The organism is Pseudomonas marginalis (assembly GCF_001645105.1).
In the GTDB taxonomy this organism is placed as follows: domain Bacteria; phylum Pseudomonadota; class Gammaproteobacteria; order Pseudomonadales; family Pseudomonadaceae; genus Aquipseudomonas; species Aquipseudomonas petroselini.
Genome location: NZ_LKEG01000052.1, coordinates 140,329 through 167,302 on the forward strand (window position 1 = coordinate 140,329; position 26,974 = coordinate 167,302).

At 60.1% G+C, this 26,974-nt stretch carries 20 protein-coding genes and 1 pseudogene; 7 read left to right on the forward strand and 14 right to left on the reverse strand.

All coding sequences use genetic code 11. The annotated features are described in order from the left end of the window. Positions 1-4 precede the first annotated feature (4 nt). Together AO064_RS22765 and AO064_RS22770 are read left to right on the forward strand one after the other, a co-directional pair. Positions 5-1,717 carry a PTS fructose-like transporter subunit IIB gene (locus AO064_RS22765; protein WP_064054736.1) on the forward strand — a complete coding sequence of 571 codons (1,713 nt, stop codon included), beginning with the start codon at positions 5-7 and terminating at the stop codon, positions 1,715-1,717. A 192-nt stretch (positions 1,718-1,909) separates the two neighbouring features. Then, positions 1,910-3,451 (forward strand): alkaline phosphatase D family protein, encoded by a 1,542-nt coding sequence (locus AO064_RS22770; RefSeq protein ID WP_064054737.1) that lies wholly within the window; start codon positions 1,910-1,912, stop codon positions 3,449-3,451. 70 nt (positions 3,452-3,521) lie between these two features. Here the strand turns inward: AO064_RS22770 and AO064_RS22775 are convergent, their stop codons facing one another. Beyond that, the gene (locus AO064_RS22775) at positions 3,522-6,047 is read right to left on the reverse strand and encodes a PepSY domain-containing protein (protein WP_064054738.1); all 2,526 of its coding nucleotides are present in this window, start codon (positions 6,045-6,047) and stop codon (positions 3,522-3,524) included. A 253-nt stretch (positions 6,048-6,300) separates the two neighbouring features. Here AO064_RS22775 and AO064_RS30775 point away from each other — a divergent pair. Further along, positions 6,301-6,378, forward strand: a pseudogene (locus AO064_RS30775) (PKHD-type hydroxylase); the annotation flags it as partial. Between the two features lie 208 nt (positions 6,379-6,586). Next, positions 6,587-8,068: a M10 family metallopeptidase C-terminal domain-containing protein gene (locus AO064_RS22785; RefSeq protein WP_064054740.1), complete on the forward strand. Its 1,482-nt coding sequence runs from the start codon at positions 6,587-6,589 to the stop codon at positions 8,066-8,068. A 41-nt stretch (positions 8,069-8,109) separates the two neighbouring features. On the opposite strand, the gene AO064_RS22790 is transcribed toward AO064_RS22785, so the two are convergent. The 5 genes from AO064_RS22790 to AO064_RS22810 all read right to left on the reverse strand — a co-directional run bounded on the left by AO064_RS22790 (position 8,110) and on the right by AO064_RS22810 (position 13,237). Next, positions 8,110-9,273: a type III PLP-dependent enzyme gene (locus AO064_RS22790; protein WP_032886216.1), complete on the reverse strand. Its 1,164-nt coding sequence runs from the start codon at positions 9,271-9,273 to the stop codon at positions 8,110-8,112. Positions 9,274-9,750: 477 nt separating this feature from the next. Continuing rightward, positions 9,751-10,908 (reverse strand): osmoprotectant ABC transporter ATP-binding protein OsmV, encoded by a 1,158-nt coding sequence (locus AO064_RS22795; protein ID WP_012722180.1) that lies wholly within the window; start codon positions 10,906-10,908, stop codon positions 9,751-9,753. Beyond that, on the reverse strand, positions 10,905-11,558 hold the full coding sequence (locus tag AO064_RS22800) for an ABC transporter permease (protein WP_064054741.1): 654 nt from the start codon (positions 11,556-11,558) through the stop codon (positions 10,905-10,907). Before AO064_RS22800 ends, AO064_RS22795 begins: the two co-directional genes overlap by 4 nt. A gap of 12 nt (positions 11,559-11,570) precedes the next feature. Further along, positions 11,571-12,464 carry a glycine betaine ABC transporter substrate-binding protein gene (locus tag AO064_RS22805; RefSeq protein WP_012722182.1) on the reverse strand — a complete coding sequence of 298 codons (894 nt, stop codon included), beginning with the start codon at positions 12,462-12,464 and terminating at the stop codon, positions 11,571-11,573. A 20-nt stretch (positions 12,465-12,484) separates the two neighbouring features. Continuing rightward, entirely contained in the window at positions 12,485-13,237 is a 753-nt protein-coding gene (locus AO064_RS22810) for an ABC transporter permease (RefSeq protein WP_252120892.1), read from the reverse strand. Positions 13,238-13,532: 295 nt separating this feature from the next. Here AO064_RS22810 and AO064_RS22815 point away from each other — a divergent pair, with 295 nt between their 5' ends. The 3 genes from AO064_RS22815 to AO064_RS22825 all read left to right on the forward strand — a co-directional run bounded on the left by AO064_RS22815 (position 13,533) and on the right by AO064_RS22825 (position 15,886). Then, the gene (locus AO064_RS22815; RefSeq protein ID WP_012722183.1) at positions 13,533-15,116 is read left to right on the forward strand and encodes a peptide chain release factor 3; all 1,584 of its coding nucleotides are present in this window, start codon (positions 13,533-13,535) and stop codon (positions 15,114-15,116) included. 162 nt (positions 15,117-15,278) lie between these two features. Next, entirely contained in the window at positions 15,279-15,524 is a 246-nt protein-coding gene (locus AO064_RS22820) for a hypothetical protein (RefSeq protein ID WP_012722184.1), read from the forward strand. Between the two features lie 98 nt (positions 15,525-15,622). Next, positions 15,623-15,886: a hypothetical protein gene (locus tag AO064_RS22825; RefSeq protein ID WP_064054742.1), complete on the forward strand. Its 264-nt coding sequence runs from the start codon at positions 15,623-15,625 to the stop codon at positions 15,884-15,886. A 227-nt stretch (positions 15,887-16,113) separates the two neighbouring features. Here AO064_RS22825 and AO064_RS22830 read toward each other — a convergent pair whose 3' ends face one another. The 8 genes from AO064_RS22830 to AO064_RS22865 all read right to left on the reverse strand — a co-directional run bounded on the left by AO064_RS22830 (position 16,114) and on the right by AO064_RS22865 (position 26,856). Further along, on the reverse strand, positions 16,114-17,085 hold the full coding sequence (locus AO064_RS22830; protein ID WP_012722186.1) for a peptide ABC transporter ATP-binding protein: 972 nt from the start codon (positions 17,083-17,085) through the stop codon (positions 16,114-16,116). Continuing rightward, positions 17,085-18,053, reverse strand: coding sequence for an ABC transporter ATP-binding protein (locus tag AO064_RS22835; protein ID WP_012722187.1), 969 nt, complete (start codon positions 18,051-18,053; stop codon positions 17,085-17,087). The genes AO064_RS22830 and AO064_RS22835 overlap by 1 nt, the downstream gene beginning before the upstream one ends. Positions 18,054-18,063: 10 nt before the next feature. Beyond that, positions 18,064-18,975, reverse strand: coding sequence for an ABC transporter permease subunit (locus AO064_RS22840; protein ID WP_043204774.1), 912 nt, complete (start codon positions 18,973-18,975; stop codon positions 18,064-18,066). Between the two features lie 10 nt (positions 18,976-18,985). After that, positions 18,986-19,996: an ABC transporter permease subunit gene (locus AO064_RS22845; RefSeq protein WP_003171721.1), complete on the reverse strand. Its 1,011-nt coding sequence runs from the start codon at positions 19,994-19,996 to the stop codon at positions 18,986-18,988. A 75-nt stretch (positions 19,997-20,071) separates the two neighbouring features. Continuing rightward, a complete protein-coding gene (locus AO064_RS22850; RefSeq protein ID WP_064054743.1) occupies positions 20,072-21,670 on the reverse strand; it encodes an ABC transporter substrate-binding protein in 1,599 nt (532 codons plus the stop codon). Positions 21,671-21,750: 80 nt separating this feature from the next. Beyond that, complete coding sequence (locus AO064_RS22855) at positions 21,751-23,148, reverse strand: OprD family outer membrane porin (protein ID WP_012722190.1); 1,398 nt, start codon at positions 23,146-23,148, stop codon at positions 21,751-21,753. 170 nt (positions 23,149-23,318) lie between these two features. Next, a complete protein-coding gene (locus AO064_RS22860; RefSeq protein ID WP_064054744.1) occupies positions 23,319-24,923 on the reverse strand; it encodes an ABC transporter substrate-binding protein in 1,605 nt (534 codons plus the stop codon). Positions 24,924-25,227: 304 nt separating this feature from the next. Then, the gene (locus AO064_RS22865) at positions 25,228-26,856 is read right to left on the reverse strand and encodes an ABC transporter substrate-binding protein (protein ID WP_064054745.1); all 1,629 of its coding nucleotides are present in this window, start codon (positions 26,854-26,856) and stop codon (positions 25,228-25,230) included. Positions 26,857-26,974 lie beyond the last annotated feature (118 nt).

Sequence of the window (26,974 nt, forward strand, 5' to 3'; positions counted from 1 at the left end):
TGTGATGAAGTTAGCCATTGTTACCGCCTGCCCGAACGGCATGGTCACCAGTGTGCTGTGCGCCCGCTTGTTGGACGCCGCCGCGCAGCGCCAAGGCTGGAGTACCAGCGTGGAAGTGGTGGATGTGCAACGTCCGGAACGCCAGCTGTCCCAGGCCACCCTCGACGATGCCGAATGGGTGTTGCTGGTCAGCAGCACCCCTGTGGATATGCAGCGGTTTGTCGGCAAGCGCGTGTTCCAGAGCACGCCGGCCCAGGCGCTGGCGGATGTCGACGCCGTACTGCGTCGCGGCGCGCAAGAGGCGCAGGTGTTTGTCGCCACGGAACAAGCGGCCAAGCAGGCGCCGCGCATCGTTGCGATCACTGCCTGCCCGACCGGCGTCGCCCACACCTTCATGGCGGCCGAAGCTTTGCAGCAGACGGCCAAGCGTTTGGGCTATGACCTGCAGGTGGAGACCCAAGGTTCGGTCGGTGCCCGCACACCGTTGAGCCCGCAAGCCATCGCCGAGGCTGATGTGGTGCTGTTGGCCGCCGATATTGAAGTCGCCACCGAGCGCTTCGCGGGTAAGAAGATCTACCGTTGCGGCACCGGCATCGCCCTCAAGCAATCCGAAGCCACCCTCAACAAGGCCCTCGCGGAAGGCGCGGTGGAAAGCGCAGCCAGCGGTGCGGTGGCCAAGAAGGAAAAAACCGGCGTCTATAAACACCTGCTGACCGGGGTGTCGTTCATGTTGCCGATGGTCGTGGCGGGCGGGTTGTTGATTGCCTTGTCATTCGTGTTCGGCATCCACGCCTTTGAACAGGAGGGCACCCTGGCGGCGGCACTGAAAACCGTCGGCGACCGTGCCTTCATGCTGATGGTGCCGTTGCTGGCGGGCTACATCGCCTACTCGATTGCCGACCGTCCCGGCATTGCGCCCGGCATGATCGGCGGCTTGTTGGCGGGTACCTTGGGCGCGGGGTTCATCGGCGGTATCTTTGCCGGTTTCCTGGCCGGCTACTGCGTCAAGCTGATCACCCGTGCGGTGAAGTTGCCGCAGAGCCTGGAGGCACTCAAGCCGATCCTGATCATTCCGTTGCTGGCGAGCCTGTTTACCGGCCTGGCGATGATCTACCTGGTCGGCCCACCGGTGGCGCGCCTGCTCACCGGCCTCACCGACTTCCTCAGCACCATGGGCACCACCAATGCGGTGCTGCTGGGCATCCTGTTGGGCGGCATGATGTGTGTCGACCTCGGCGGGCCGATCAACAAGGCCGCGTATGCGTTTTCTGTCGGTTTACTGGCGGCGTCCAGTGGTGCGCCGATGGCGGCGACCATGGCCGCGGGTATGGTGCCGCCGATTGGCATGGGCATCGCCACGTTCCTGGCGCGCCGCAAGTTCGCCCAGACCGAACGCGAGGCCGGCAAGGCGGCGATGATTCTCGGCATGTGCTTTATCTCTGAGGGCGCGATTCCGTTTGCCGCCAAAGACCCGTTGCGTGTGATCCCGGCCAGCATTGCCGGCGGCGCCTTGACCGGTGCACTGTCGATGTACTTCGGCTGCAAACTGGCAGCGCCCCACGGTGGCTTGTTTGTGCTGGTGATTCCGAATGCGATGAACCATGCGTTGCTGTATCTGCTGGCGATTGTCGCCGGTAGCGTGCTGACCGGTGTGGTGTATGCGCTGATCAAGCGTCCGGATGTGGTCGAGCTGGCCGTCGCCCCCGCCAAGGCCTGACACGGCTCAAACCGGTAGGAGGGGGCTTGCTCCCGATAGCAGTGGATCAGTCAATTTTTTATTGCCTGTCACACTGTCATCGGGAGCAAGCCCCCTCCCACATTTGATCTCCACTGATCACACGATCAGTGTCATAACCGCTTCATCCGGTCGTGGTTAAGTTGCCCTTTTGATACTCAAGAGGGCACCCGCATGAGCCACTTCGATCTCGGCCGTCGCCGTGTGATGCAAGCCGTCGGCGCCGGTCTGTTGTTGCCGGGTTTGGCCCCGGCAGTGATCGCTTCGGTAAAGGATCGCCCGCAACTCACCGACGGCGTACAGTCCGGCGACCTGCTCGGCGATCGCGCCATGATCTGGAGCCGCAGCGATCGCCCGGCCCGCATGGTGGTGGAGTGGGACACCCGCAGCGTCTTCAGCAACCCGCGTCGATTCGTCTCGCCCCTGGCCGACAATCGCACCGACTTCACCGCCCGTGTCGAACTCACCGGATTGCCCGCCGACCAGGCGATTTTCTACCGCGTGCATTTTGAAGACGCCCAGACCGGCGTCGCCAGCGAACCCTGGTTCGGCCACCTGCGCAGCGTGCCGCAACAACGCCGCGACATCCGTTTTGTGTGGAGCGGCGACACCGTTGGCCAGGGCTTCGGTATCAATCCGGAGATTGGCGGCATGCGCATCTACGAAGCCATGCGCCTGCGCCTGCCGGACTTCTTTATCCACAGCGGCGACACCATCTACGCCGACGGCCCGGTGCCGGCGCAGCTGACCACCGAAGGCGGTCGCATCTGGCGCAATATCACCACCGAAGCCAAGAGCAAAGTCGCTGAAACCCTGGATGAGTATCGCGGCAATTACCGCTACAACCTGATGGATGAAAACGTGCGCCGCTTCAACGCCGAGGTGCCGCAGATCTGGCAGTGGGACGACCACGAAGTGGTGAACAACTGGTCGCCAAGCAAGCAGTTGGATGAGCGTTACCAGACCAAGGACATCAACACCTTGGTGGGGCGTGCGCGCCAGGCCTGGCTGGAGTATTCACCGATGCGCCGGCAGAGCGCGGACGCGGGCGGGCGGATTTATCGCAAGCTCAGCTATGGTCCGCTGCTGGAAGTGTTCGTGCTGGATATGCGCAGTTATCGCGGACCCAACGATGACAACCTGGGCGCTGAAAAGCCCTTCCTCGGCCGCGCACAATTGGACTGGCTCAAGCGCGAACTCAAGGCGTCCCAGGCGCAGTGGAAAGTGATCGCCGCCGACATGCCCATCGGCCTCGGTGTGCCTGATGGTGAGGTCAGCCCCGGTGTGGCGCGTTGGGAGGCCATCGCCAACAACGACCCCGGTGCGCCGCAAGGTCGCGAAGTGGAAATCGCCGAGTTACTGGGCTTTTTAAGGGCGCAACAGGTGCGCAACCATGTGTGGCTGACGGCCGATGTGCATTACTGCGCCGCGCATCACTATCACCCGGACCGTGCAGCGTTCCAGGATTTCGAACCGTTCTGGGAGTTTGTCGCCGGGCCGTTGAATGCGGGGAGCTTCGGGCCCAATCCGCTGGATAAGACCTTTGGCCCCGAGGTGGTGTTCGAGAAGGCACCGCCGGCGCAGAACACCTCGCCGTTCGCGGGTTTTCAGTTTTTTGGCGAGGTGCAGATTGATGGGCAGACGGCGGAGTTGACGGTGATCCTGCGGGATTTGGATGGCGTCTCGGTATTCGAACAGAAACTCCAACCGGTCTGATTGGAATGCCATCAAGACTGTGGGAGGAGGCTTGCCCCTCCCACAGTTTGATTATTGTTACTTCAGGGATTCAGTAGACGTCCCGGCGATAGCGACCTTGCTCGATCAGCCGTTCCACGGCTTCATTGCCGAGAATGTCCGCCAGCGCCTGATCCACCCCAGCCGCCATCCCCTGCAAACTCCCGCACACATAAATCGCCGCGCCCTCCGCCAGCCACTTACGCAGCACCTCGGCCGATTCACGCAGGCGATCCTGCACATAGATTTTCTCTTCCTGATCGCGGGAAAACGCCAAGTCCAGCAACGCCAGATCACCACTGGCCAGCCAGCCTTGCAGCTCGTTCTGGCACAGGTAGTCGTGGGCGATATTGCGCTCGCCAAAGAGTAGCCAGTTGCGCTGCTGGCCGTCGGCAATGCGCGCCTTGAGCAAGCTGCGCAGGCCGGCCAGGCCGGTGCCGTTGCCCAGCAGGATCAGGGGCACCGGCATCTCCGGCAGGTGAAAACCGCTGTTACGGCGCAGGCGCAGGCTGATGCTTGAGCCGATGGCGGCGTGCTCGGTGAGCCAGCCACTCGCCAGGCCCAGGCTGCCGTCGGGGTGGCGTTCTTGGCGCACGATCAACTCCAGCACGCCCTCGCTGGCAATCGAGGCGATGGAGTATTCGCGCATGCCCAGGGGCACCAGCGCGTTCACCAGCGCCTGGGCATGCAGGCCCACCAGATGAGCGCGGTTGTCCGGCAGTTGGCGGGTGGCCAGGGCTTGGTTGAGGGACTGCGCCAAGCCTTCGAACACTACGGCATCGCTGCCGGCCAGGCCCAGGCCTTCGAGAAAGTGTTCGATGGCCCGGGGACCATTGCGGGGCAGCACTTCAACCAGGTCGCCGGCTTGCCAGGTGTGTGGCGCAGGCGAGGTGAGGCCCAGCAAATAGACCTGCGAGCCGCTGCTGTCGGGGTTGAGCAGGGTGCGTTGGCTGAGCGTCCAGTTTTCGTACTGGGCCGTCGGCCAAGCGGCTGCCGGGGCGTGGCCGGTGAGCTGGCCAAGTTGTTGTTGCCAGTGCAGCAGGGCGGTGGTGTCACCGCTGTCCACTTCGACCGGGGCGAACAAGGGATTGCCGCCCTGATTGGTCAGCCAGAAGTGCAGGCGCCGCGCAAAGCCGCAGAAGTGCTCGTATTGGCGATCACCCAGGGCCAGCACCGAGTAGTTCAGGCCACTCAGGGACAGGTCCTGGCCGAGCACGCTGCGCTCGAAGCCGCGGGCGCTGTCGGGGGCTTCGCCGTCGCCGAAGGTGCTGACCACAAACAGTGCATTTTCCGACTGGCGCAGGTCGTCCTGGCTGACGCTGCCCAGCGGCTGCACCTTCACCGGCAAACCGGCCGCCTGCAATTGCCCTGCCGTTTGCCATGCAAGCTGTTCGGCAAAACCGCTCTGGCTGGCAAAGCCGATCAGCCAGGCCGGGGCGTCGCTGTGGTTGGCGCTCAGACCTTTGCGGGCATCACGCACCTGGCGCTTTTTGCGGCGACGGTCGAGGTACAGCAGCCAGCCGGTGATGAAGAACAACGGCATCAGCAGTGAGCTGACGGTCAGGACAATCCGCCCGGCCAGGCCGAAGTAACTGCCGGTGTGCAAGGCGTAGACGCTGGTCAGCAGTCTGGAGCCGAGGCTTTTGCTCGCGTACCTATCGTGGGATTTGACCTCGCCAGTGGCCGGGTCCAGATTGATCTGGTTCAACGCGCGGTCATGGGGCGAGTCTTTCAGCAAGTAGAAGACGGTGGCCGGTTGCCCGGCGACCGCTGGCATACGGATGTTGTAAGCGCTCAGGCCGGGGCCGGCGTTGCTGTAGATGCTGCTCCACATAGCCGCGTAATTGGCCACCGGCGCGGCACCTTCGGGCGCCGGGCCGCGCTTGCGAACCCGTTCATGTTGCGGGGCGTCGGACAGCAGTTGGGTCAGGCCCTGGCTGTACCAGTCGTAGGACCAATACAAACCGGTCAGCGCCGAAAACAGATAGGCCAGCAGGCACCAGGTGCCGAATACCGAGTGCAGGTCCCAGTTGAAGGCGCGGCCTTTTTTGCGCCAGTCCAACGTCAGCCAGGCTCGCCAGTTTGCCGCCTGGCGCGGCCAGCGCAGGTACAAGCCAGAGAGGCAGAAGAACACCAGGATCAGCGTGCACGCGCCGGTGATGTTTCGCCCGGTGTCGCCCAGTACGAGGAAACGGTGGAATTGCAGCAGGAACCCGAAGACGTCCTGGCCGACCACGTCGCCCATGTAGTCGCCGGTGTAGGGATCGAAATAACGCAACTGACCACGGCGTTCGCCAGGCGGGGGGGTGAAGAACACGCGCGCAGCCTTGCCGCTTTCACTTTCCACGAACAGCATGGCCACTGTCTGGCCTTCAGTGGCCTCCAGCTTGCGCACCAGTTCGGCGGGCGGCAGTACGCCGGCGTCGCGTTTTTCCACGGTCAGTACGCTGGGGTTGAGCGCCTGCAGTATTTCATCCTGGAACGAGACCGCAGCCCCGCTGACCCCCATCAAGGCCAGCACCAGCCCGGCGGTAATGCCGAAGAACCAGTGCAACTGGAACAGGGTTTTCTTCAACACGTCTAACCGCCTCGTCTGTCTGAATGGGTAGGGCACGGCGCGCATTATGCCGTGGCTTGTCGAGAAACATTCTTTTTAACACGCAAAAGCCCCACGCATCCGATGCGTGGGGCTTTTTGCTGCGTGGCGCTGCTGCTTAGAAGTGGAAACGGGTGGACAGCAGTGCCTGTCCGAAGTCCACCCGCTGGCCAAGAAAATCGGCGCGGCGATGCTGGAGCGTTTGTGGCAGAACCCCCTGTTCATATCGACAACGCCGTGCGCCCGTGGCGCGCGCTACGCCGCGTTCTTCTGGACGCAAAGCCTGGTGCGCGAAGACAGCCAGCGCACTGTTCAGGTGGCTGAACAACCCCGCGAAGTGGTTTTTTCTTACGCATAAAGACTCAGGCTTCTTGCCCAGCGCGTTTACTTTTTCGTGTCTCTGTCAGGAGAAGACAGATTCTTTGCTGCAAGGCGGGATGACAACGTTCCTGTTTGTCGCTAGTCGATAAACAGGTGCCACAACTCGGGCACCGTCTTTAACAAAGCAAGGAGCAATGTCCATGACGTCTGTCACTCAACCCCCTGTTTCGCGCACGGGTTACGAATGGGTGCAACGGCAACTCAGCCGTAATGAGCGGGGTAAAGAGCCATCCTCTGCAGATGAGGAACTTTCGCTGACCGGCAAGCAGGTCGCCGATCGGCTTACTCGAACAGATCACAGTTGGCACGATAGCAACCATAACGGCAGGACGGAGTTAACTTATGAGTTCTCGACCGTTGAGCCAGACAGCTTCAAAAAAGACCAAATCGATAGCCGCAACAAGGCCCGAAAATTTGTTCCGTTAAATGCTCGTCAAAAAGACTATGTCAGGACCGCGCAACAAGAGTATGCCGATATTGCCAATATATCGTTCACCGAAAAGGCGGGCGGCGGCGCTGAGGGGCATCTGATTTACAATGGTTATGACACTGGCAGTAACGTCAGCCCCATCCGGGGGTCCGGTTTTTTTCCAGACCCCCAGGGTCCTGAGCGCCCAGGGCATGTCTGGATGCGCAATACGGATCAGGCGAGCCGGTTCAACGAAAAAGAAGACGGCGGTTTTCTTGAAGGATTTGGAGATGACATCTGGCGTGAAAACTTGATTCACGAGATCGGGCATATTGTGGGTTTGAGTCATCCCCACGGCGACTCCGAGGAGGAAGGTCTTCCCGATTATCAGGAAAATTGGAAAAATTACTCAATCATGAGCTACAACACCCCGTTATTTTCCGAGGCGGAAGACAGTGGGGGACCGGTCAGCCTGATGATCGATGACATAGCAGCCCTGCAAAAAACCTACGGTGCCAACCACGCCACGCGCGCGGGCGACACTACTTACGGTTTCAATTCTAACTCTGGCCGAGAACACTCCAGCCTTACTTCTTCCGACGACAAACCGCTGTTTGCCGTCTGGGATGGCGGCGGTTGGGACACGCTCGATTTCTCAGGGTTCAGCCAAAACCAGGTGATTAACCTCAATGCAGGCTCGCTGTCCTCGGTCGGTGGCTTGAGTCGTAATGTCGGCATCGCTGAGGGGGCCGTGATCGAAGAGGCCAGGGGCGGCAAAGGCAGGAATATCCTGATCGGCAATGAAGTCTTCAATGTGCTCCGAGGCGGACCTGGCGAGGATGTCATGTACGGGGGCAGTGGAGGAGCACAGATGTGGGGTGGTGCGGGGCCGAACACATTTGTCTTTGACGGCGCGTCCAGCGGAAAAGCGAACTGGGTGATGGATTTTGTCAGCGGCAAAGACAAGATTGATCTTTCAGGGCTGAGCAAGAAATTAGGGACTCTGACCTTCGTCTCCCAATTGCCACTTGATCACAGTAAACCGCAGGATCCAGTCAATCCGACGTTTCTTACCAAGCCGGGTGATGTGCTGGTGAGTTACGACCGTGCCTTTGGGCGAACGTTCTTCCGGCTGGATACCACCGGAGATGGCAGGATGGACATGTGCATTGACGTGCAAGGAAAAGTTGTTCGCAAGGATGTAGTGGTATAAAAACAGGGCCCATGACCTGTCATGGGCCCTTTTTCGCAGCCTTACACGTAGAACGATTTCAGCGGCGGAAAGCCATTGAACTCAACCGCGCTGTAGCTGGTGGTGTACGCACCGGTCGACAGCCAGTACAAACGGTCACCGATCGCCAGGTTCAGCGGCAGGCCGTACTTGTAGTTCTCGTACATGATGTCGGCGCTGTCGCAGGTAGGACCGGCGATCACCACTTCTTCCATCTCGCCCTTTTTCTCGGTCCAGATTGGGAACTTGATGGCTTCGTCCATGGTTTCGATCAGGCCGGAGAACTTGCCCACATCCGTGTACACCCAACGCTCGACGGCGGTACGGGATTTACGCGCCACCAGCACCACTTCACTGACCAGGATGCCGGCGTTGGCGATCAACGAACGGCCCGGTTCCAGGATGATTTCCGGCAGGTCGTCGCCGAAATCTTCCTTGAGGAAGCGGATGATTTCTTCGGCATAGGTTTCCAGGCTGTTGGTGCGGGTGATGTAGTTGGCCGGGAAGCCGCCGCCCATGTTGATCAGCTTGAGGTGGATATTGTCTTCTTCTTTCAGGCGCTCGAAGATCACTTTGACCTTGGCGATCGCCGCGTCCCACACGCTGATGTCACGCTGTTGCGAGCCGACGTGGAACGAGATGCCGTACGGCACCAGGCCCAGGTCGCGGGCGAGGATCAGCAGGTCCATGGCCATGTCGGTCTGGCAGCCGAATTTGCGCGACAAAGGCCAGTCAGCCGTGGTCGAGCCTTCGGTGAGGATACGCACATACACTTTCGAACCCGGCGCGGCCTTGGCGATGTTGCGCAGGTCGGCTTCGGAGTCGGTGGAGAACAGGCGCACGCCCTTCTCGTAGAAGTAGCGGATGTCCTTGGATTTCTTGATGGTGTTGCCGTAGCTGATACGGTCGGCGCTGACGCCACGGTCCATCACTTTGTCCAGCTCGTAGATCGACGCGATGTCGAAGCTTGAGCCTTTATCCTTGAGCAGGTCGATGATCTCGACGGCCGGGTTGGCCTTGACGGCGTAATAGACCTTGGCGAATTCGAAACCGGCGCGCAGGTCATCGTAGGCCTGGCTGATCATCGCGGTGTCGATCACCACGAATGGGGTTTCTTGCTTGTCGGCGAACGCCTTCATTTTGTCAAACGTGGCGCGCGCGAAATAATCTTCGACATTGATCGACATGCTGGGAACTCCTAAGGGCAAACTGAAATTAGCAATGGGTGCAAATGAACGTCCTCCGTATCCCCACTTTGGTTCGCCTACTTCCCAAGGCATGTCGCCGAAAGCAAAAAGGCCATGGGATCACTTGCGTCCCTTGGCCTTGCTGTCTCGTCGTCAGTACTTGAGCCGGATGGATCGTTTCCAGCATGGACGTTCGGCGCGAACTTTAGGACGTGAGGGGCCATAGATCAACTAAAAATGTCGCGTTTTTGCACGCGTTCGTCGCGCGATGCCGTGCAGCTACTTATGTAACCGACCGGTGTGACGGAATGATGTTCCCCGCTGAAGGGAAATTGAGGGCATTTCCCTGACACACCGGAGGCTAAATGTGGGAGGGGGCTTGCTCCCGATGGCGGTGGATCAGTGACTGATGAAGTGACTGAAACACCGCCATCGGGAGCAAGCCCCCTCCCACATTTTTACCTGTGTTATGTCAGGTCAGGCCAGGGCAGTCTCAGCCGGCGACACGATACTGGTCTTGCCCCCACGCGACTTACCGGAGCTCAGGTACTCGGCAATCGACTCCTGCGTCACCTCACCCAGGAACACCCGCTCCGCATCCATCACCGGCAACCACGAACGGTTGAACTCATACATGCGCGACAACAGGATGCGCAAATGCTCGTCATACGCCGCGGTGGCGTTGAACTCACGCAGATACTGGCCACAGGTACCGGTCTGACGGTGCAGGTCGCGGCGGCGCACGTAACCCAGCGCTTTGTTCTCGGCGCAGGTGACCACCACGTAGCGACGGTCCAGTTCGTCCATTTGCTCCAGGGCCTCGGCCACCGGCGTTTCCGGGCTCACCGACGGCGCGTTGTCCGCGGCATCTTCGGCCTTCACCAGCAGCAGGCGCTTGAGGGTGCTGTCCTGGCCCACGAAGTTGCTGACGAATTCGTCGGCCGGGTGCGCCAGCAGCGTGTCCGGGTGATCGATCTGCAGCAGCTTGCCGGCGCGGAAGATGGCGATCTTGTCACCGAGCTTGATGGCTTCGTCGATGTCGTGGCTGACCATGATCACGGTCTTGTTCAGCGCGCGCTGCATCTCGAAGAATTCGTTCTGGATCATCTCGCGGTTGATCGGGTCGACCGCGCCGAACGGCTCATCCATCAGCAGCAACGGCGCATCGGCCGCCAGTGCGCGGATCACGCCGATGCGCTGTTGCTGGCCACCGGACAGCTCACGCGGGTAGCGATGCAGGTACTGCTTGGGTTCCAGCTTGATCATGCTCATCAACTCGCGGGCGCGGTCGTGGCATTTTTGTTTGTCCCAACCCAACAGCTTGGGCACGACCACGATGTTTTCCTCGATGGTCATGTTCGGAAACAGGCCGATCTGCTGGATCACATAGCCGATGTTGCGACGCAGGGTCACTTCGTCGAGGTCGGTGGTGTCTTCGCCGTTGATCAGAATCTTGCCCGAAGTGGGCTTGATCAGGCGGTTGATCATTTTCAGCGTGGTGCTCTTGCCGCAACCCGATGGGCCGAGGAATACGCAAATTTCGCCTTCGTTGACGGTCAGGCTTACGTCGTTGACGGCGGAAACAGTCTTGCCGTTGCTTTGAAAAGTCTTGGTCAGGTTTTGAAGTTCGATCATTTGAGCAGTCCTTGTGGAGTCAGCGAGCGTTGCAGCCATTGCAGAAGCAGGTCGGCGAAGATGGCCAGGAGACTGACCAGCACGGCGCCGACGATCAGCATCGACATGTCGCTGCGGCTGATAGAAGCCAGAATAAGTACACCCAGGCCACCGGCGCCGATGGTGGCGGCGATGGTCATCACACCAATGTTCATCACCACGGCGGTGCGCACACCGGCGAGGATCACCGGCACGGCGATGGGCAGCTCGACCATGCGCAGGCGCTGGCCGAAGGTCATGCCGATGCCTTTGGCGGCTTCACGGATACCCGGTTCCACGCCGGTGAGGGCGAGGTAGGTGTTACGCATGATCGGCAGCAGGGAGTAGAGGAACACGGCGGTGATCGCCGGCATCGGCCCCAGGCCCTGGCCGAACTTGGAGTAGAACGGCAGCAGCAGGCCGAACAAGGCGATCGACGGCACGGTCAGCAGCACCGTGGCGCTGGCTTGCAGCGGGCCGGCCAAGGTGGGGAAGCGGGTCATCAGCACGCCCAGGGGCACGCCTACGACGATTGCCAGGATCACCGCGATGCCGACCAGGGTGATGTGCTGCCAGGTCAGATGCAGGACTTGGGCCCAATCAAGATGGGAAAAGGCGTTTAAAAATTCCATGTCTTCTCCTCTTTAGTTGATCGGATGCTGGCGCAGAAAATCTGCGGCCACGGCGGACGGGCTTTCATGCTCGACGTCGACCCGCGCATTCAGCTCGCGCATGGTTTTGTCATCGAACAGATCGGCCAGCGGCTTGAGCTCAGCGGCCAACTGAGGGTGCTGGTCGAGGTATTGCTGACGAATCACCGGTGCAGCGGTGTAGTCCGGGAAGTAGTGCTTGTCGTCTTCCAGCAGCTTGAGCTTGAAGGCGTTCAGGCGACCGTCGGTGGTGTAGACCAGGCCGGCGAACACTTGGCCATTACGCAGCGCGGTGTAAACCAGGCCCGCGTCCATCTGCCGGGTGTTTTTGCGGGTCAGGTTCATGTCGTACAGCTTGACCATGCCGCCCATGCCGTCGGAACGGTTGGCGAACTCGGTGTCCAGGGCCACCAGGCGCGTGCCTTTGGTTTTTTCCGCCAGGGCTTGGGTCAGGTCGCTGATGCTATTGATCTGCGGGAATTCCTTGGCCACGTTCTCGGGCAACGCCAGCGCGTAGGTGTTGCTGAAGCGCGACGGCGAGAGCCAGACCAGGCCTTTTTTCGCGTCGAGTTCTTTAACCCGAGCGTAGGACTGTTCGCTGTCGAGTTTCTCGTCGACATGGTTGTAGGCCACCAGCGACACGCCGGTGTATTCCCACAGCAGGTCCAGTTGCCCGCTTTCCTGGGCACTGCGCGCCAGGTTGCTGCCCAGGCCGCCGGTCACCTGGGTTTGATAGCCCTTGGTGCGCAGGTACTGGGAGGTGATTTCGGCCAGCAGGGTCTGTTCGGTGAACACCCGGGCGCCGATGCGGATCAACGGTTTTTCAGCGGCTTGCGCAATGCCTGCAAACAGCAGGACGCAGCTCAATATCAGAGTCAGTCTTTTCATGTGATTTCCTTTGCCAAGCCTTAAGACGGACGCAACCCACGTTCCAGCCAGAGGCGGCTGGCCATGGTCACCAGACCGTCAAGCAGTAACGCCAGCAACGCGGTGCACGCGGCGCCGAGCAGCAATTGCGGCTGATTGTTCAGGGCGATGCCGGGGAAGATCAGGCTGCCGAGGCTGTTGGCACCAATCAGGAACGCCAGCGGTGCGGTGCCGACGTTGATGGCCAGGGCCACGCGCACACCGCCGATGATGATCGGCACGGCGTTGGGCAATTCCACGCGAAACAGCACCTGGCGCGGCGTCATGCCGATGCCGGTGGCGGCTTCTTTCAGCGAGCCTTGAACGTTTTTCAGGCCTTCGTAGGTGTTGCGCACGATAGGCAGGAGGGAGGCGAGGAACAGCGCGAAAATGGCCGGGCCGCTGCCGATGCCAAGAACGCCGAGGGCGATGGCCAGTACGGCCAGGGGCGGGACGGTGTTACCGATGTTGAAGATCTGCATGAAGCGTTCTGCGCGCCCGACCATGTTCGGTCGGCTGAGCAGGATACCGGCGGGGATGCCCACAATCAGGGCGGCCAGCATGGAGACTAGAACGAGGATCAAATGAGCTTGCAGGTAAAACAACAAATCGTCGCGGTACAGTTCGATCGTGTTGATGCCGATCCAGTGGACCAGCAGGGCCAAGAGGGCGACGACAACCGCTCCTCCTATCAGCCCTTTGCCATAGCGAATAGCCACAGGCGGACTCCTTTTTTCTTCTGTCGGCGCCCACATTCTCCGGCGGCAATGCCATGCCTGGCTGCCTCTGAATGTGGTCGCGAAATGCAGCTCGCCGAAACCGGCAACGCGGTATGCGATCGAGCCATGAGCGCAGCCTCGTCAGGCTAACTTGCTGATTTATCAGCCCCTGTTCCGAGTGCGGTAGCAGGGGAGTGGACGTCTCTACCTTTTAAAAGGTTCCACACTTGGCAGCATTTAGCCACCCCCAATGGGCTGAACGGTGGTCCGTCCTCCTGGGTTTGCGCTATACTCGCCGCCCTTTTTTGACTCACCTGCCAGGCGATTTCCCATGACCCACCAGGCCGCCGAAGTCGCGAAACGCCGCACTTTCGCCATTATTTCCCACCCCGATGCCGGTAAAACCACCATCACCGAGAAGCTGTTGCTGATGGGCAAGGCAATCGCGGTGGCCGGCACGGTGAAATCCCGCAAGTCCGACCGCCATGCCACCTCCGACTGGATGGAAATGGAAAAACAACGGGGTATCTCCATTACCACGTCGGTCATGCAGTTCCCGTATCGCGACCACATGGTCAACCTGCTCGACACCCCAGGCCACGAAGACTTCTCCGAAGACACCTACCGCACCCTGACGGCGGTGGACTCGGCCTTGATGGTCCTCGACGGCGGTAAAGGCGTCGAGCCACGGACCATCGCGTTGATGGACGTGTGCCGCTTGCGTGACACGCCGATCGTCAGCTTCATCAACAAACTCGACCGCGATATCCGCGACCCGATCGAGTTGCTCGATGAAATCGAAGCCGTCCTGAAGATCAAGGCCGCGCCGATCACATGGCCGATCGGTTGCTACCGCGACTTCAAGGGCGTGTACCACCTGGCCGACGACTACATCATTGTCTACACCGCCGGCCATGGCCACGAGCGCACCGACGTCAAGATCATCGAGAAGCTTGACTCCGACGAAGCCCGCGCCCACCTGGGCGACGAGTACGACCGTTTTGTCGACCAGCTGGAACTGGTGCAAGGCGCCTGCCACGCGTTCAACCAGCAGGAATTCCTCGACGGCCAACTGACCCCGGTGTTCTTCGGGACCGCCCTGGGCAACTTCGGTGTCGATCACGTGCTCGACGCTGTCGTGGACTGGGCCCCGCGCCCGCTGCCCCGTGTCGCCAACGAGCGCACCGTGGAGCCGGTGGAAGAGAAGTTCTCCGGCTTCGTGTTCAAGATCCAGGCGAACATGGACCCTAAACACCGCGACCGCATCGCCTTCATGCGCATCTGCTCCGGCAAATACGACAAAGGCATGAAGATGCGCCACGTGCGCACCGGCAAGGACGTGCGCATCGGCGACGCCCTGACGTTCTTCTCCTCCGAGCGTGAACAGCTCGAAGAAGCCTTCGCCGGCGACATCATCGGCCTGCACAACCACGGCACCATCCAGATCGGCGACACCTTCACCGAAGGCGAGTCCCTGAGCTTCACCGGCATCCCGCACTTCGCCCCGGAACTGTTCCGCCGCGTGCGCCTGCGTGACCCGCTCAAATCCAAGCAACTGCGCCAAGGCTTGCAGCAATTGGCGGAAGAGGGGGCCACCCAGGTGTTCTTCCCTGAGCGCAGCAACGACATCATCCTCGGCGCCGTCGGTGTGCTGCAGTTCGATGTGGTCGCGAGCCGCTTGAAAGAGGAATACAAGGTTGAGTGCTCGTATGAGCCGATCACCGTGTACTCCGCGCGTTGGATCGATTGCAGCGATAAGAAGAAGTTGGAAGAGTTTTCCAACAAGGCGGTGGAAAACCTCGCGGTGGATGGTGGTGGTCATTTGACCTACCTGGCGCCGACCCGAGTCAATTTGGCACTGATGGAAGAGCGCTGGCCGGATGTGAAATTCCGTGCGACTCGCGAGCACCATTAAGGTCTGAGCGGTAAGGAACAGGGCGAAGCTGTGATGGCTTCGCCCTTTTTCATGGCCCCTCCCACATTTTGCTTTCGGCCAGGCGTGGAATTGGCGAGAACCTTACATCCCGTCTAGCGTTTCAGGTATTTCACTTACCCATCGACGGAATAGGAGGCCACCGTGCGTATAACTCAACGCGCCATTCAACTGGTGCTGCTCGGGGCTTTGGGGTTGTCCGCCTCATTGGCGCTTGCAGGCGCCGGAACGCCCCAATGGAAAGACACCGGCCCTGTCACCAAGAAAAAGCAGCAGGAGGTTAACTCCGGCAGTTGGCAACCTCAGGCTCAGCCTGCCCCGAAAGAGGACGCAGAAAACCCCTACAACGAAGGGGAAGACAGCGAAACCTATGATGACGGGGACACCTGATAGCTGGCGCAAACCCAGTATCACAACTAGCTTCAAGGACTGGCGACGGTGGATCACTGTCGTTCGGGTTTCATCTACTGACTGGACGGAAATCGACCATGAGTATTTTTCAACGAGTCGTGCTGTTGATAAAGATGCTGGTGCTGATGTCGTTGGGTATGTCGGCGGCCTGGGCACATAACCCGGTGCAGAGCGGTCAGGCGAGCTTTTCGGCGTCGCATGACAAGGGCCTGCAGTTGGCCAAGTCTGAAGCTGAGCCTGGGGACCAGGATCAGGGTGGCAGCAAGGACGATGATGACTCCACCACGAACGAGCCGGACGGTGACGACCCGGACGACGATGATGGCGACAGCCAAACGTAGGTCTTGACCAAAAGAAAGCCCCTCCCACCCGGCTGATGCGCAACCGGGTGGGAAGGGCTGTGAAACGCGTTACCACTGCTTAATCCCTGTGGGCGCGGGCTGTTGTGGCGAGGGAGCTTGCTCCCGCTGGGGTGCGAAGCGCCCGCAAAAGCGGGCGACTGCTACGCAGTCGAACGGGAGCAAGCTCCCTCGCCACAAGAGCAACTCCCCTGAGGGAGCGTGTTGCTTTAAGCCACAAACTGCTCCGCGTAATGGCAAGCCACTTGGCGGTTATCCAACGGCCGCAGCTGCGGCTCCTCGGTGCTGCACCGCTGGGTCGCGTACGGGCAGCGTTTGTGGAACGCGCAGCCAGGCGGCGGGTTCAGGGGGTTGGGCAATTCGCCGACGATCTTGATCTTCGGCTTGCTCGGGTCCGGGTGGATGGTCGGGGTGGCCGACAGCAGCGCCTGGGTGTACGGGTGCAGCGGCCGGGCGTAGATGTCTTCCTTGGGGCCGACTTCCACCGGGCGGCCGAGGTACATCACCATCACGTCATCGGCGACGTGTTGCACCACCGCGAGGTTGTGGGAAATGAACACGTAGGCGGTGTTGAATTCCTGCTGCAAATCCATGAACAGGTTGAGCACCTGGGCCTGGATCGACACGTCGAGTGCCGAGGTCGGTTCATCCGCCACCAGCACTTTCGGTTGCAGCATCATGGCGCGGGCCAGGGCGATGCGCTGGCGCTGACCACCGGAGAACATGTGCGGGTAGCGCTGATAATGCTCAGGGCGCAGGCCCACTTGCTTCATCATCGCCTGGACTTTCTCGCGGCGTTCGGCGGCCGACAGGTTGGTATTGATCAGCAACGGCTCGCCGAGTTGATCGCCGACCTTCTGGCGTGGGTTCAACGAGGCATACGGGCTCTGGAACACCATCTGCACGTCTTTGCGCAATTGCTTGCGCTGGGCCTTGTCGGCGCCGGCCACTTCCTGGCCGGCGATTTTCAAGGAGCCCGAAGACGGCTCTTCAATCAGCGTGAGCGCACGGGCCAGGGTGGATTTGCCGCAACCCGACTCGCCTACCACGGCGAGGGTCTTGCCGGCTTCCAGTTCAAACGACACGCCATTAAGCGCGCGTACCAACGCATGGCCCTTGAACAGGCCACGGGACACTTCGTAGTGACGGGTGAGGTCGCGGGCGGTAAGAACGACGGCCATTACGCCACCTCCTGGTTCAAGGGGTAGAAGCAGCGCGCAAGGCTGTTGCTTTTCGGATCAAGCCCAGGCCGCTGGGTACGGCAGGATTCCTGCACATACGGGCAGCGCGGCGACAGCAGGCAACCCTGCGGGCGGTCATAACGACCGGGCACGATACCCGGCAGCGTGGCCAGGCGCGTGGCGCCGAGGCTGTGCTCGGGAATCGCCTTGAGCAGGGCTTCGCTGTACGGGTGCGCCGGAATGTCGAACAGTTGCGGCACCTGGCCGACTTCCACGGCTTGGCCGGCGTACATCACGCACACGCGCTGGGCGGTTTCGGCCACGACCGCGAGGTCGTGGGTGATCAGCACCAGGCCCATGTTCTGTTCTTTCTGCAGGGCCAGCAGCAGTTCCATGATCTGCGCCTGGATGGTCACGTCCAACGCGGTGGTCGGTTCGTCGGCGATCAGCAGCTTCGGCTCGCCGGCAATCGCCATGGCGATTGCCACGCGCTGGCTCATACCGCCGGACAGTTGGTGCGGGTAGGCGTCCATACGGCTGGCAGCGCCGGGGATTTCAACCTTTTCCAACAGTTCGATGGCGCGCTTGCGCGCTTGCTTGCCGGACATCTTCAGGTGCAGGCGCAGCACTTCTTCAATCTGGAAACCCACGGTGTAGCTGGGGTTCAGCGCGGTCATCGGGTCCTGGAATACCATCGCCAGGTCTTTACCGACGATCTGGCGACGCTGGCGGTTGCTCAGCTTGAGCATGTCCTTGCCGTCGAAGTTCAGCGCGTCGGCGGTGACGATGCCGGGGTGCTCGATCAGGCCCATCAGCGCCATCATGGTCACGGATTTACCCGAGCCCGACTCGCCAACAATCGCCAGGACTTCGCCTTTGTCGACGGTAATGTCGAGGCCATCGACCACCGGCACGGCGGTCTTGTCGCCGAAGCGCACGTTGAGATTCTTGATTTCTAACAGTGACATGGGAATCTCCTCAGGCGGCGTTCTTGAGTTTCGGGTCCAGCGCATCGCGCAGACCGTCGCCCATCAAGTTGATTGCCAGCACGCTGAGCAAAATGGTCAAACCCGGCAGGCTCACCACCCACCAGGCGCGTTCGATGTAGTCACGGGCCGAAGCCAGCATGGTGCCCCACTCAGGGGTCGGCGGTTGTACGCCAAGGCCAAGGAAGCCCAGGGCCGCAGCATCGAGGATCGCCGAAGAGAAACTCAGGGTGGCCTGGACGATCAGCGGTGCCATGCAGTTAGGCAGCACGGTGATGAACATCAGGCGTGGCAGCCCGGCGCCGGCGAGGCGGGCGGCAGTCACATAGTCACGGTTCAGCTCGCCCATCACTGCAGCGCGGGTCAGGCGGACATAGGACGGCAGCGACACGATGGCGATCGCGATCACGGTGTTGATCAGGCCAGGGCCGAGGATCGCGACAATGGCCACCGCCAGCAGCAGCGAGGGCAGGGCCAGCATGATGTCCATCAGGCGCATGATGGTCGGGCCGAGCAAGCGCGGGAAGAACCCGGCGAACAGGCCCAACAGGATGCCCGGGATCAGCGACATCACCACCGACGACAAACCGATCAGCAACGACAGGCGCGAGCCTTGGATAAGACGCGAGAGCAAGTCACGGCCAAGCTCGTCGGTGCCGAGCAGGAACTGGATCTGCCCGCCTTCCAGCCACGACGGCGGGGTCAGCAGGAAGTCGCGGTATTGCTCGCTCGGGTTATGCGGGGCAACCCACGGGGCGAAGATCGCGCAGAACACGATCAGCACCATGAACAGCAGGCCGGCAACCGCGCCTTTGTTCTTGGAGAAGGCTTGCCAGAATTCTTTGTACGGGGACGGGTACAGCAGGCTTTGATCGACTGCTGACACTTGAGTAGGTGTGGTCATGGTCATGATCTCAGCGCTGGTGACGGATGCGTGGGTTGGCGAAGCCGTAGAGGATATCCACCACGAAGTTCACCAGGATCACCAGGCAGGCGATCAGCAGGATGCCGTTCTGCACCACCGGGTAGTCCCGCGCGCCAATGGCTTCGATCAGCCATTTGCCGATGCCGGGCCACGAGAAGATGGTTTCGGTCAATACCGCACCGGCCAGCAGGGTGCCGACTTGCAGGCCAACCACGGTCAATACCGGGATCAGCGCGTTACGCAGGCCGTGCACGAATACCACGCGTGCCGGCGAAAGGCCCTTGGCCTTGGCGGTACGGATGTAGTCTTCGCGCAGCACTTCGAGCATCGACGAACGGGTCATCCGTGCGATCACCGCCAACGGGATGGTACCGAGCACGATGGCCGGCAGGATCAGGTGGTGCAGCGCATCCCAAAACGCGTCCGGCTCGTCAGCCAGCAGGGTGTCGATCAGCATGAAGCCGGTGCGCGGCTCGATGTCGTAGAGCAGGTCGATACGCCCGGAAACCGGGGTCCAGCCCAGGCTTACCGAGAAGAACATGATCAGGATCAGGCCCCACCAGAAGATCGGCATCGAATAGCCCGCGAGGGAGATGCCCATCACCCCATGGTCGAACAGGGATCCTCGCTTCAAGGCCGCGATCACCCCGGCCAACAGGCCCAGGATACCGGCGAACAACAGGGCGGCCATGGACAGTTCCAGGGTCGCCGGGAAGAGGGCGGTGAATTCAGTCCACACGCTGGTGCGGGTGCGCAACGATTCGCCAAGGTCGCCCTGGGCGAGCTTGCCGACGTAATCCAGGTATTGCGCATACAACGGCTTGTTAAGGCCAAGGCGTTCCATTGCCTGTGCGTGCATCTCGGGGTCGACGCGCCGCTCGCCCATCATGACTTCGACGGGGTCGCCAGGGATCATGCGAATCAACGCAAACGTGAGCAACGTTATGCCGAAAAACGTGGGGATCAATAACCCCAGTCGGCGGGCAATAAAACTAAACATCTTGTGGTGTACCTCAATCAGCCGGTTAGGCAGGTCCGGCACCACCCTGGTGGGCGGTGCCGAGCGTTTCTCTTATTACTTCACCTGGGTAGTGGCGAAGTTATTTGTACCTAGAGGGCTTTGGGTAAAGCCTTCTACGTTCTTGCGCATGGCGGTGAACAGTTTCGGGTAAGCCATGGGAAGCCATGGTTGGTCCTTGTCGAAAACGTCCTGTGCTTGTTCATAGAGTGCAGCGCGCTGGCCGGGTTCAGCGATGGCGCGCGCCTTGTCGATCAAGTCTTGAAACTCTTTGTTGCACCAACGTGCGTAGTTTTCGCCGTTTTTTGCAGCATCGCAACTCAGGTTTGGCGTGAGGAAGTTGTCCGGGTCGCCGTTATCACCGACCCAGCCAGCCGAGACCATGTCGTGCTCGCCGTTTTTAGCACGCTTGAGCATCTCGCCCCATTCCATGACTCTGATATTGACCTTCAGGCCAATCTGCGCCAGATCCGCTTGCATGCGCTGGGCGCCGAGCATCGGGTTGGGGTTGGTCGGACCGCCGCCGTTACGGGTGAACAGGGTGAATTCGGTGCCTTCCGGTACGCCGGCTTCCTTGAGCAGGGCGCGGGCCTTGTCCAGGTCGCGAGGCGGGTTTTTCAGTTTGTCGCTGAAACCCAGCAAGGTCGGCGGATAAGGGCCGGTCCCCACCACCGCATTGCCTTTGCCGAACAGGGCTTCGGTATAGCCGGCCTTGTCGAACGCGATGTTGATTGCGTGACGGACCCGCGCATCGCTCATGTATTTGTGGGTGGTGTTCAGCGCGGTGTAACTGGTGGTCATCGCCGCCAATTCATCGACTTTCAGGTTTGGGTCTTTCTTGATGCTTGGAATGTCATCCGGCTTGGGGAACAGCGCGATCTGGCATTCGTTGGCCTTGAGTTTCTGCAGGCGCACGTTGTTATCGGTGCTGATCGCCAGGATCAGCGGGTCGACTGCCGGCTTGCCGCGGAAGTAGTCGGGGTTGGCCTTGAATCGCGCCTGGGCGTCTTTCTGATAACGGGTGAAGATGAACGGGCCAGTGCCGATGGGCTTGGCGTTGAGGTCTTCGGTCTTGCCGGATTTGAGCAACTGGTCGGCGTATTCCTTCGAATGGATGGAAGAGAACGCCATGCCCAGGTCGGCCAAAAACGGTGCTTCAGGACGGGTCAGGGTAAAGACGACCGTGTAATCGTCGGTCTTCTCTACGCTCTTGAGCAGTTCCTTGAAACCCATACTTTCGAAGTACGGATAGCCCACGAGGGACTGTTTATGCCATGGGTGATTCGGGTCCAGCTGGCGCTGGAAGCTCCAAAGCACGTCGTCGGCGTTCATGTTGCGCGTGGGTTTGAAGTAGTCGGTGGTGTGGAACTTGATGTCGTCACGCAGGTGGAAGGTGTAGGTCAGGCCATCGGCGCTGATCTCGGGCAAGTCTTTGGCCAGCGCGGGGATCACTTCGGTGGTGCCGGGCTTGAAGTCCACCAGGCGGTTGAACATGGTTTCAGCAGCGGCGTCAGCGGTCACGGCCGTGGTGTACAGGACCGGGTCGAAACCTTCCGGGCTGGCTTCGGTGCAGACCACCAGCGGTTTGGCCGAAACGCCGATCGCCACGCTCAACAGCGCGGCAGCCATAGCGGCTTGTAGCGGGAGCATTTTCATTCAGAGCCCTCTGCAATCGATGGGACCAGACAAGCGTAGACGGCGGGCTCGTCCTGAGCCCGCCGTCTACCTGGCGCTAATTAAAGAATGTTGAATGGGATGGTGGTGACCAGGCGGAACTCTTTGATGTTGCCGTCAGCTTGTTCGGAGCTGGCACGGTGAGTCACGTAGGTTGCACGAATGGTAGTGGCCTTGAGTGGGCCGCTCTGGATCGCGTAGGACGAGCCAACACCGTATTCCTGGTGCTTCTCGCCGTCCATCAGGCGCAAGTCGCTGCGCGACGCGCCGGCTTCGCCGTAGGCGGTGCCTTTGTAGTGAGTACCGTCGATGCCCCAACCGCGAGCCGAGTAGACGTTGAACTTCAGGCCTGGCACGCCGTATTCGGCCATGTTGATGCCGTAGGCGATCTGGAAGGACTTCTCGTTCGGGCTGTTGAAGTCCGAAGTCAGGGAGTTGGCCAGGTAGATGCCGTTGGTTTCGTGCAGGTAGTCGAAGTACTCGTCACCGTTCACTTCCTGGTACGAGAAGGTCAGGCTGTGGGCTTGGTGAGTCAGGCCCAGGGACAACGAGTAGGTGTCGTTGTCGATGTTGCCCATCTTCTTGCTGCCGGTGTCGGTGGTTTTGTAGTAGTTCAGGCCGGTGGTCAGTGCCAGGGTCTGTGCATCACCCAATTCGTGGGTGGCACCGAAGTAGTACTGGTTCCAGAAGTCTTCGACGTTAGCGGCGAACACGCTGGTTTTCAGGCTCTTGAACGGCTGGTAGTTGAAGCCCAGGGTTTTGACCTTGTCGGTTTCCTGGCCATTGCCGTATTCGGAACGGAATTTCGACAGGCTCTGCTCGGTACGCGGCGAAACGCGGTCGAAGATACCGCCCTGGAACGACAGGTTGCTGAACTCTTCGCTGTTGAAGCTCACACCTTCAAAGCTTGAAGGCAGGGCGCGGTTGCCGATGGTGTCGACGATACCGGTGCTGAAATTCTGGCGACCGGCGGTCAAGGTGGTGTTGGACACACGGAACTTGACGTTGGCCAGGCCCAGTTTGCTCCACTGGCCTACAGCGTCACCGCCGGAATCCGCCAGGGTACGGTTGGAGCCGCCGGCGATATCCTTGCGGTCGCGATCAAGGGCGATGAAGTTGTAAGCAGCAACTTCAGTGCTGACCCCTACAGTGCCTTGGGTGAAGCCCGAGGTGTAGTTGAGGATGGTGCCTTGGGCCCAGTTGATACGACGGGAGATCGGCGTCTTCACACCGTCTTTACGGTAGCTGAAGCGGTCGTTGCGAAACTTCATTTCGTTCGCATACCAGTTACGGGTTGTACCGCCCAGGCTTTGACCGTCGATAAAGCCTTTGGCCTCGCTTTGCGCGCTGGTGCCGGCCAGGGTGGTCGGAACGAAGTCCTGGCTGGTGGTTTCAGCGTAGGCGGTAGCCGTGATGGTGCTGATGGCCAGGGCCAGAAGCGCTTTGCTGCTCAGTTTCATGAATGAAGCTCCTTTGGTTCTCTTTTTAATGCCGGTCTTTTTTGGTGATCCGGCTATTGGGTGTGTAACTCGTTCAAGCTCATGCAAACGTTTGGCGTAGGAAAAATCCCAACAAAAGGCCGCGCGTTTGCAGCAACGCGGGGGCCGCCCTGCGCAATCCGGTTATTTTCTTATGGGGTGATACTGACGCCCGAGAACACGTTGCGGCCGAAGGGGCTGACCTTGAAACCTTCGACTTTGGCGCTTAACGGCTGGTTGACCGTCGAGTGGGCGACTGGCGTGATCGGCACCTGCTGCTTGAGCAGTTGCTGCGCCTGTTTGTAGAGAACAGTCCTTTGTTCGCGGTCGGTCACGACCTTGGCTTGCTTGATCAGCTTGTCGTACGCCGGGTCACACCACATGGAGTAGTTGTTCCCGCCGATGGCGTCGCAGCTGTAGAGGGTGCCCAGCCAGTTGTCCGGGTCACCGTTGTCGCCCGTCCAGCCGATCAGGCTCACATCGTGCTCACCGTTCTTGGTGCGCTTGATGTACTCGCCCCACTCGTAGCTGACGATCTTGACCTTGAGGCCGATCTTGGCCCAGTCGCTTTGCAGCATCTCGGCCATCAGCTTGGCATTGGGGTTGTACGGGCGTTGTACCGGCATCGCCCATAGGGTGATTTCGGTGCCTTCCTTCACGCCGGCGGCCTTGAGCAGTTCCTTGGCCTTTTCCGGGTTGTAGGCGGCGTCCTGGATACTGTCGTCGTAGGACCACTGCGTCGGCGGCATGGCGTTGACCGCCAGTTGCCCTGCGCCTTGGTACACGGCGTTCAGAATGCTCTGCTTGTTCACCGCCATGTCCAGCGCCTGGCGCACTTCGAGCTGGTCGAACGGCTTGTGGCGCACGTTGTAGGCGATATAGCCGAGGTTGAAACCCGGCTTGGTCAGCAGTTGCAGGTTTGGGTCGGCCTTGAGGGCGTCGACGTCAGCCGGGCGCGGATGCAGCGTCACTTGGCATTCGCCCGCCTTGAGCTTTTGCACCCGCACCGACGCGTCGGTGTTGATGGCGAAGATCAACTGGTCCAGCTTGACCTTGCTCGGGTCCCAGTACTGTTTGTTGGCCACGTACCGGATCTGCGAATCTTTCTGGTACCGCTGGAACACGAAAGGGCCGGTGCCGATGGGCTTCTGGTTGATGTCGCTGGGCCTGCCGGTCTTGAGCAGTTGCTCGGCATATTCGGCCGACAGGATCGCGGCGAAGCTCATGGCGATGTTCTGGATAAACGCGGCGTCGACCGTGTTCAGGGTCATCACCACGGTGTGCGGGTCGGTTTTCTCGACCTTGGCAATGTTCTTGTTCAGGCTCATCCCGTTGAAGTACGGAAACTCGGTGGGGTAGGCCTTGCGAAACGGATGGTCGGCGTCAAGCATGCGGTTGAAGGTGAACAGCACATCGTCGGCGTTGAAGTCCCGCGTCGGTTTGAATTCCTTGTTGCTGTGGAATTTCACCCCTTCGCGCAGGTGAAAGGTGTAGGTCAGGCCATCTGGCGAAATATCCCACTTGGTTGCCAGCGCAGGTACGACACCGGTCTCGCCCTTTTCAAACTCAACCAGGCGGTTGTACAGCGGTTCGGCCGCATCGTTATCGGTGGCGGTGGTGTATTGCGCGGTGTCAAAGCCTGCCGGGCTGCCTTCCGAGCAGAACACCAGGCTCTTTTTGTCGGCGGCATAGCCCATCGTGGCCGCAGCCAACAGGCTGGTGCCAAAAATTGCGGATAGAACGGTGGTATGGCGCATGACGATCCCGATCCTTGTTTGTAATTGTCATCAGCGAGCAACCCCCCTGGCGTACGGCCAGGGGAACATCACTGATCCCACACGCAGCAAGTGCCTTTCCGTGTTAGCAGCTTCTGCTGTCCTACGACGTTATGGGTCTCGGACTTCGCAGTAAATGCGCCAAATCGGATTGACCTTGTAGGCAATGGCGTCGCGCTTCGCAGTTCATTGCTGTAGGACGCAACGATTGCGAGCACGGCCTGTTGCCTACTGGCCAGGCGGATGCAATAACGGCGACGTTATGAAACGTCGCCGTCAAGGCTTCTTACTTGCCGCTTACGCTCACGCCGTAGAAGGAGTTCAAGCCAAACGGGCTGATCTTGAAGTCCTGCACGGTGTTGCGCATGGGTTGATACACCGTCGAGTGCGCGATAGGTGTCATCGGGACTGCATCTTTGAGGATATGTTGCGCCTGCTTATACAGCTCGGTGCGTTTGGCGACATCCGATGTGGCCTTGGCTTCTTTCACGATGCCGTCGAATTTCTTGTCGCACCATTTGGAGAAGTTGTTACCGGACAGCGAGTCGCAGCCGAACAGCACGTTCAGCCAGTTGTCCGGGTCACCATTGTCACCGCTCCAGCCAATGATCATGGCCTGGTTCTCGCCACCTTTGGAGCGCTTGATGTACTCGCCCCACTCGTAGCTGGTGATTTTCACGTTCAGACCGATCTTCTTCCAGTCGTTTTGCAGCATTTCAGCCATCAGCTTGGCGTTCGGGTTGTACGGACGCTGAACTGGCATGGCCCACAGAACGATTTCGGTCCCTTCCTTGACGCCAGCTTCCTTGAGCAGTGCCTTGGCTTTCTCAGGATCGTACTTGGCGTCCTTGATGGTGGTGTCATACGACCATTGGGTCGGCGGCATGGCGTTGACGGCCAGTTGACCGGCGCCCTGGTACACGGAGTCGATGATCTGTTGCTTGTTCACCGACATGTCCAGCGCCTGGCGCACGCGCAGGTCAGCCAGCGGGTTGGGCTGGTCGCTGCCCTTGACCTTGTCCATGACATTGTAGGCGATGTAGCCCAGGTTGAAACCGGCCTGGTTCGGCAGTTTCAGGTCCTTGTCGGCTTCCAGCGCCTTGAGGTCGGCCGGACGCGGGAACAGGGTGATCTGGCATTCGTTTTTCTTCAGCTTCTGGATACGCACCGACGGGTCGGTGGTGATGGCGAAGATCAGGTTATCGATCTTGACGTCTTCAGGTTTCCAGTAGTCCTTGTTGCCGGTGTAACGGATGTTCGAGTCTTTCTGGTAGCTCTTGAACACGAACGGGCCAGTACCGACCGGTTTCTGGTTGATGTCCGAGGCCTTGCCTTCTTTCAACAGTTGGGCGGCGTATTCAGCCGACTGGATCGACGCGAAGCTCATTGCCAGGTTCTGGATAAAGGCGGCGTCCACAGTGCCAAGGGTGAACTTGACCGTGTGCTCATCGACTTTCTCGATGTTCTTGATGTTGGTGTCCATCCCCATGTCCGTGAAGTACGGGAACTCGGTGGGGTAGGCTTTGCGGAACGGATCGTCCTTGTTGATCATGCGGTTGAACGTGAACAGCACGTCATCGGCATTGAAGGTACGGGTCGGCTTGAAGTACGCGGTGGTGTGGAACTTGACGCCATCACGCAGGTGGAAAGTGTAGGTCAAGCCATCCGGGGACACGTCCCAGCTGGTGGCCAGCCCAGGAATCACAGCGGTGCCGCCGCGTTCGAACTGGGTCAGGCGGTTGAACATGGTTTCGGCCGAGGCATCGAAGTCTGTTCCGGTGGTGTACTGGCCTGGATCAAAACCGGCCGGGCTCCCTTCGGAGCAGAACACCAGGTTAGTTGCCGCAAGGGCTACGGGGGCGGCGGCCATAAGGCCAGCGCTCACTAATAACGGAAGGACTGCGTGTTTAAGCATGTTGGCCTCATGATTTGTTGTCATTTTTGGTGGTGAGGGCGACCTCGTGAGTCGGCCTGCGGATACTTATGCAGGCGCCATACCCATTGCAAGATGCTGAACCGTTGCAAGGGTGAAA

Bases quoted from the DNA above. Each gene is read 5' to 3' on its own strand.
- AO064_RS22765 (WP_064054736.1), top strand. From the start codon at position 5: ATGAAGTTAGCCATTGTTACCGCCTGCCCGAACGGCATGGTCACCAGT.
- AO064_RS22770 (WP_064054737.1), top strand. From the start codon at position 1,910: ATGAGCCACTTCGATCTCGGCCGTCGCCGTGTGATGCAAGCCGTCGGC.
- AO064_RS22785 (WP_064054740.1), top strand. From the start codon at position 6,587: ATGACGTCTGTCACTCAACCCCCTGTTTCGCGCACGGGTTACGAATGG.
- AO064_RS22790 (WP_032886216.1), bottom strand. From the start codon at position 9,273: ATGTCGATCAATGTCGAAGATTATTTCGCGCGCGCCACGTTTGACAAA.
- AO064_RS22795 (WP_012722180.1), bottom strand. From the start codon at position 10,908: ATGATCGAACTTCAAAACCTGACCAAGACTTTTCAAAGCAACGGCAAG.
- AO064_RS22800 (WP_064054741.1), bottom strand. From the start codon at position 11,558: ATGGAATTTTTAAACGCCTTTTCCCATCTTGATTGGGCCCAAGTCCTG.
- AO064_RS22805 (WP_012722182.1), bottom strand. From the start codon at position 12,464: ATGAAAAGACTGACTCTGATATTGAGCTGCGTCCTGCTGTTTGCAGGC.
- AO064_RS22810 (WP_252120892.1), bottom strand. From the start codon at position 13,237: ATGTGGGCGCCGACAGAAGAAAAAAGGAGTCCGCCTGTGGCTATTCGC.
- AO064_RS22815 (WP_012722183.1), top strand. From the start codon at position 13,533: ATGACCCACCAGGCCGCCGAAGTCGCGAAACGCCGCACTTTCGCCATT.
- AO064_RS22825 (WP_064054742.1), top strand. From the start codon at position 15,623: ATGAGTATTTTTCAACGAGTCGTGCTGTTGATAAAGATGCTGGTGCTG.
- AO064_RS22830 (WP_012722186.1), bottom strand. From the start codon at position 17,085: ATGGCCGTCGTTCTTACCGCCCGCGACCTCACCCGTCACTACGAAGTG.
- AO064_RS22835 (WP_012722187.1), bottom strand. From the start codon at position 18,053: ATGTCACTGTTAGAAATCAAGAATCTCAACGTGCGCTTCGGCGACAAG.
- AO064_RS22840 (WP_043204774.1), bottom strand. From the start codon at position 18,975: ATGACCACACCTACTCAAGTGTCAGCAGTCGATCAAAGCCTGCTGTAC.
- AO064_RS22845 (WP_003171721.1), bottom strand. From the start codon at position 19,996: ATGTTTAGTTTTATTGCCCGCCGACTGGGGTTATTGATCCCCACGTTT.
- AO064_RS22850 (WP_064054743.1), bottom strand. From the start codon at position 21,670: ATGAAAATGCTCCCGCTACAAGCCGCTATGGCTGCCGCGCTGTTGAGC.
- AO064_RS22855 (WP_012722190.1), bottom strand. From the start codon at position 23,148: ATGAAACTGAGCAGCAAAGCGCTTCTGGCCCTGGCCATCAGCACCATC.
- AO064_RS22860 (WP_064054744.1), bottom strand. From the start codon at position 24,923: ATGCGCCATACCACCGTTCTATCCGCAATTTTTGGCACCAGCCTGTTG.
- AO064_RS22865 (WP_064054745.1), bottom strand. From the start codon at position 26,856: ATGCTTAAACACGCAGTCCTTCCGTTATTAGTGAGCGCTGGCCTTATG.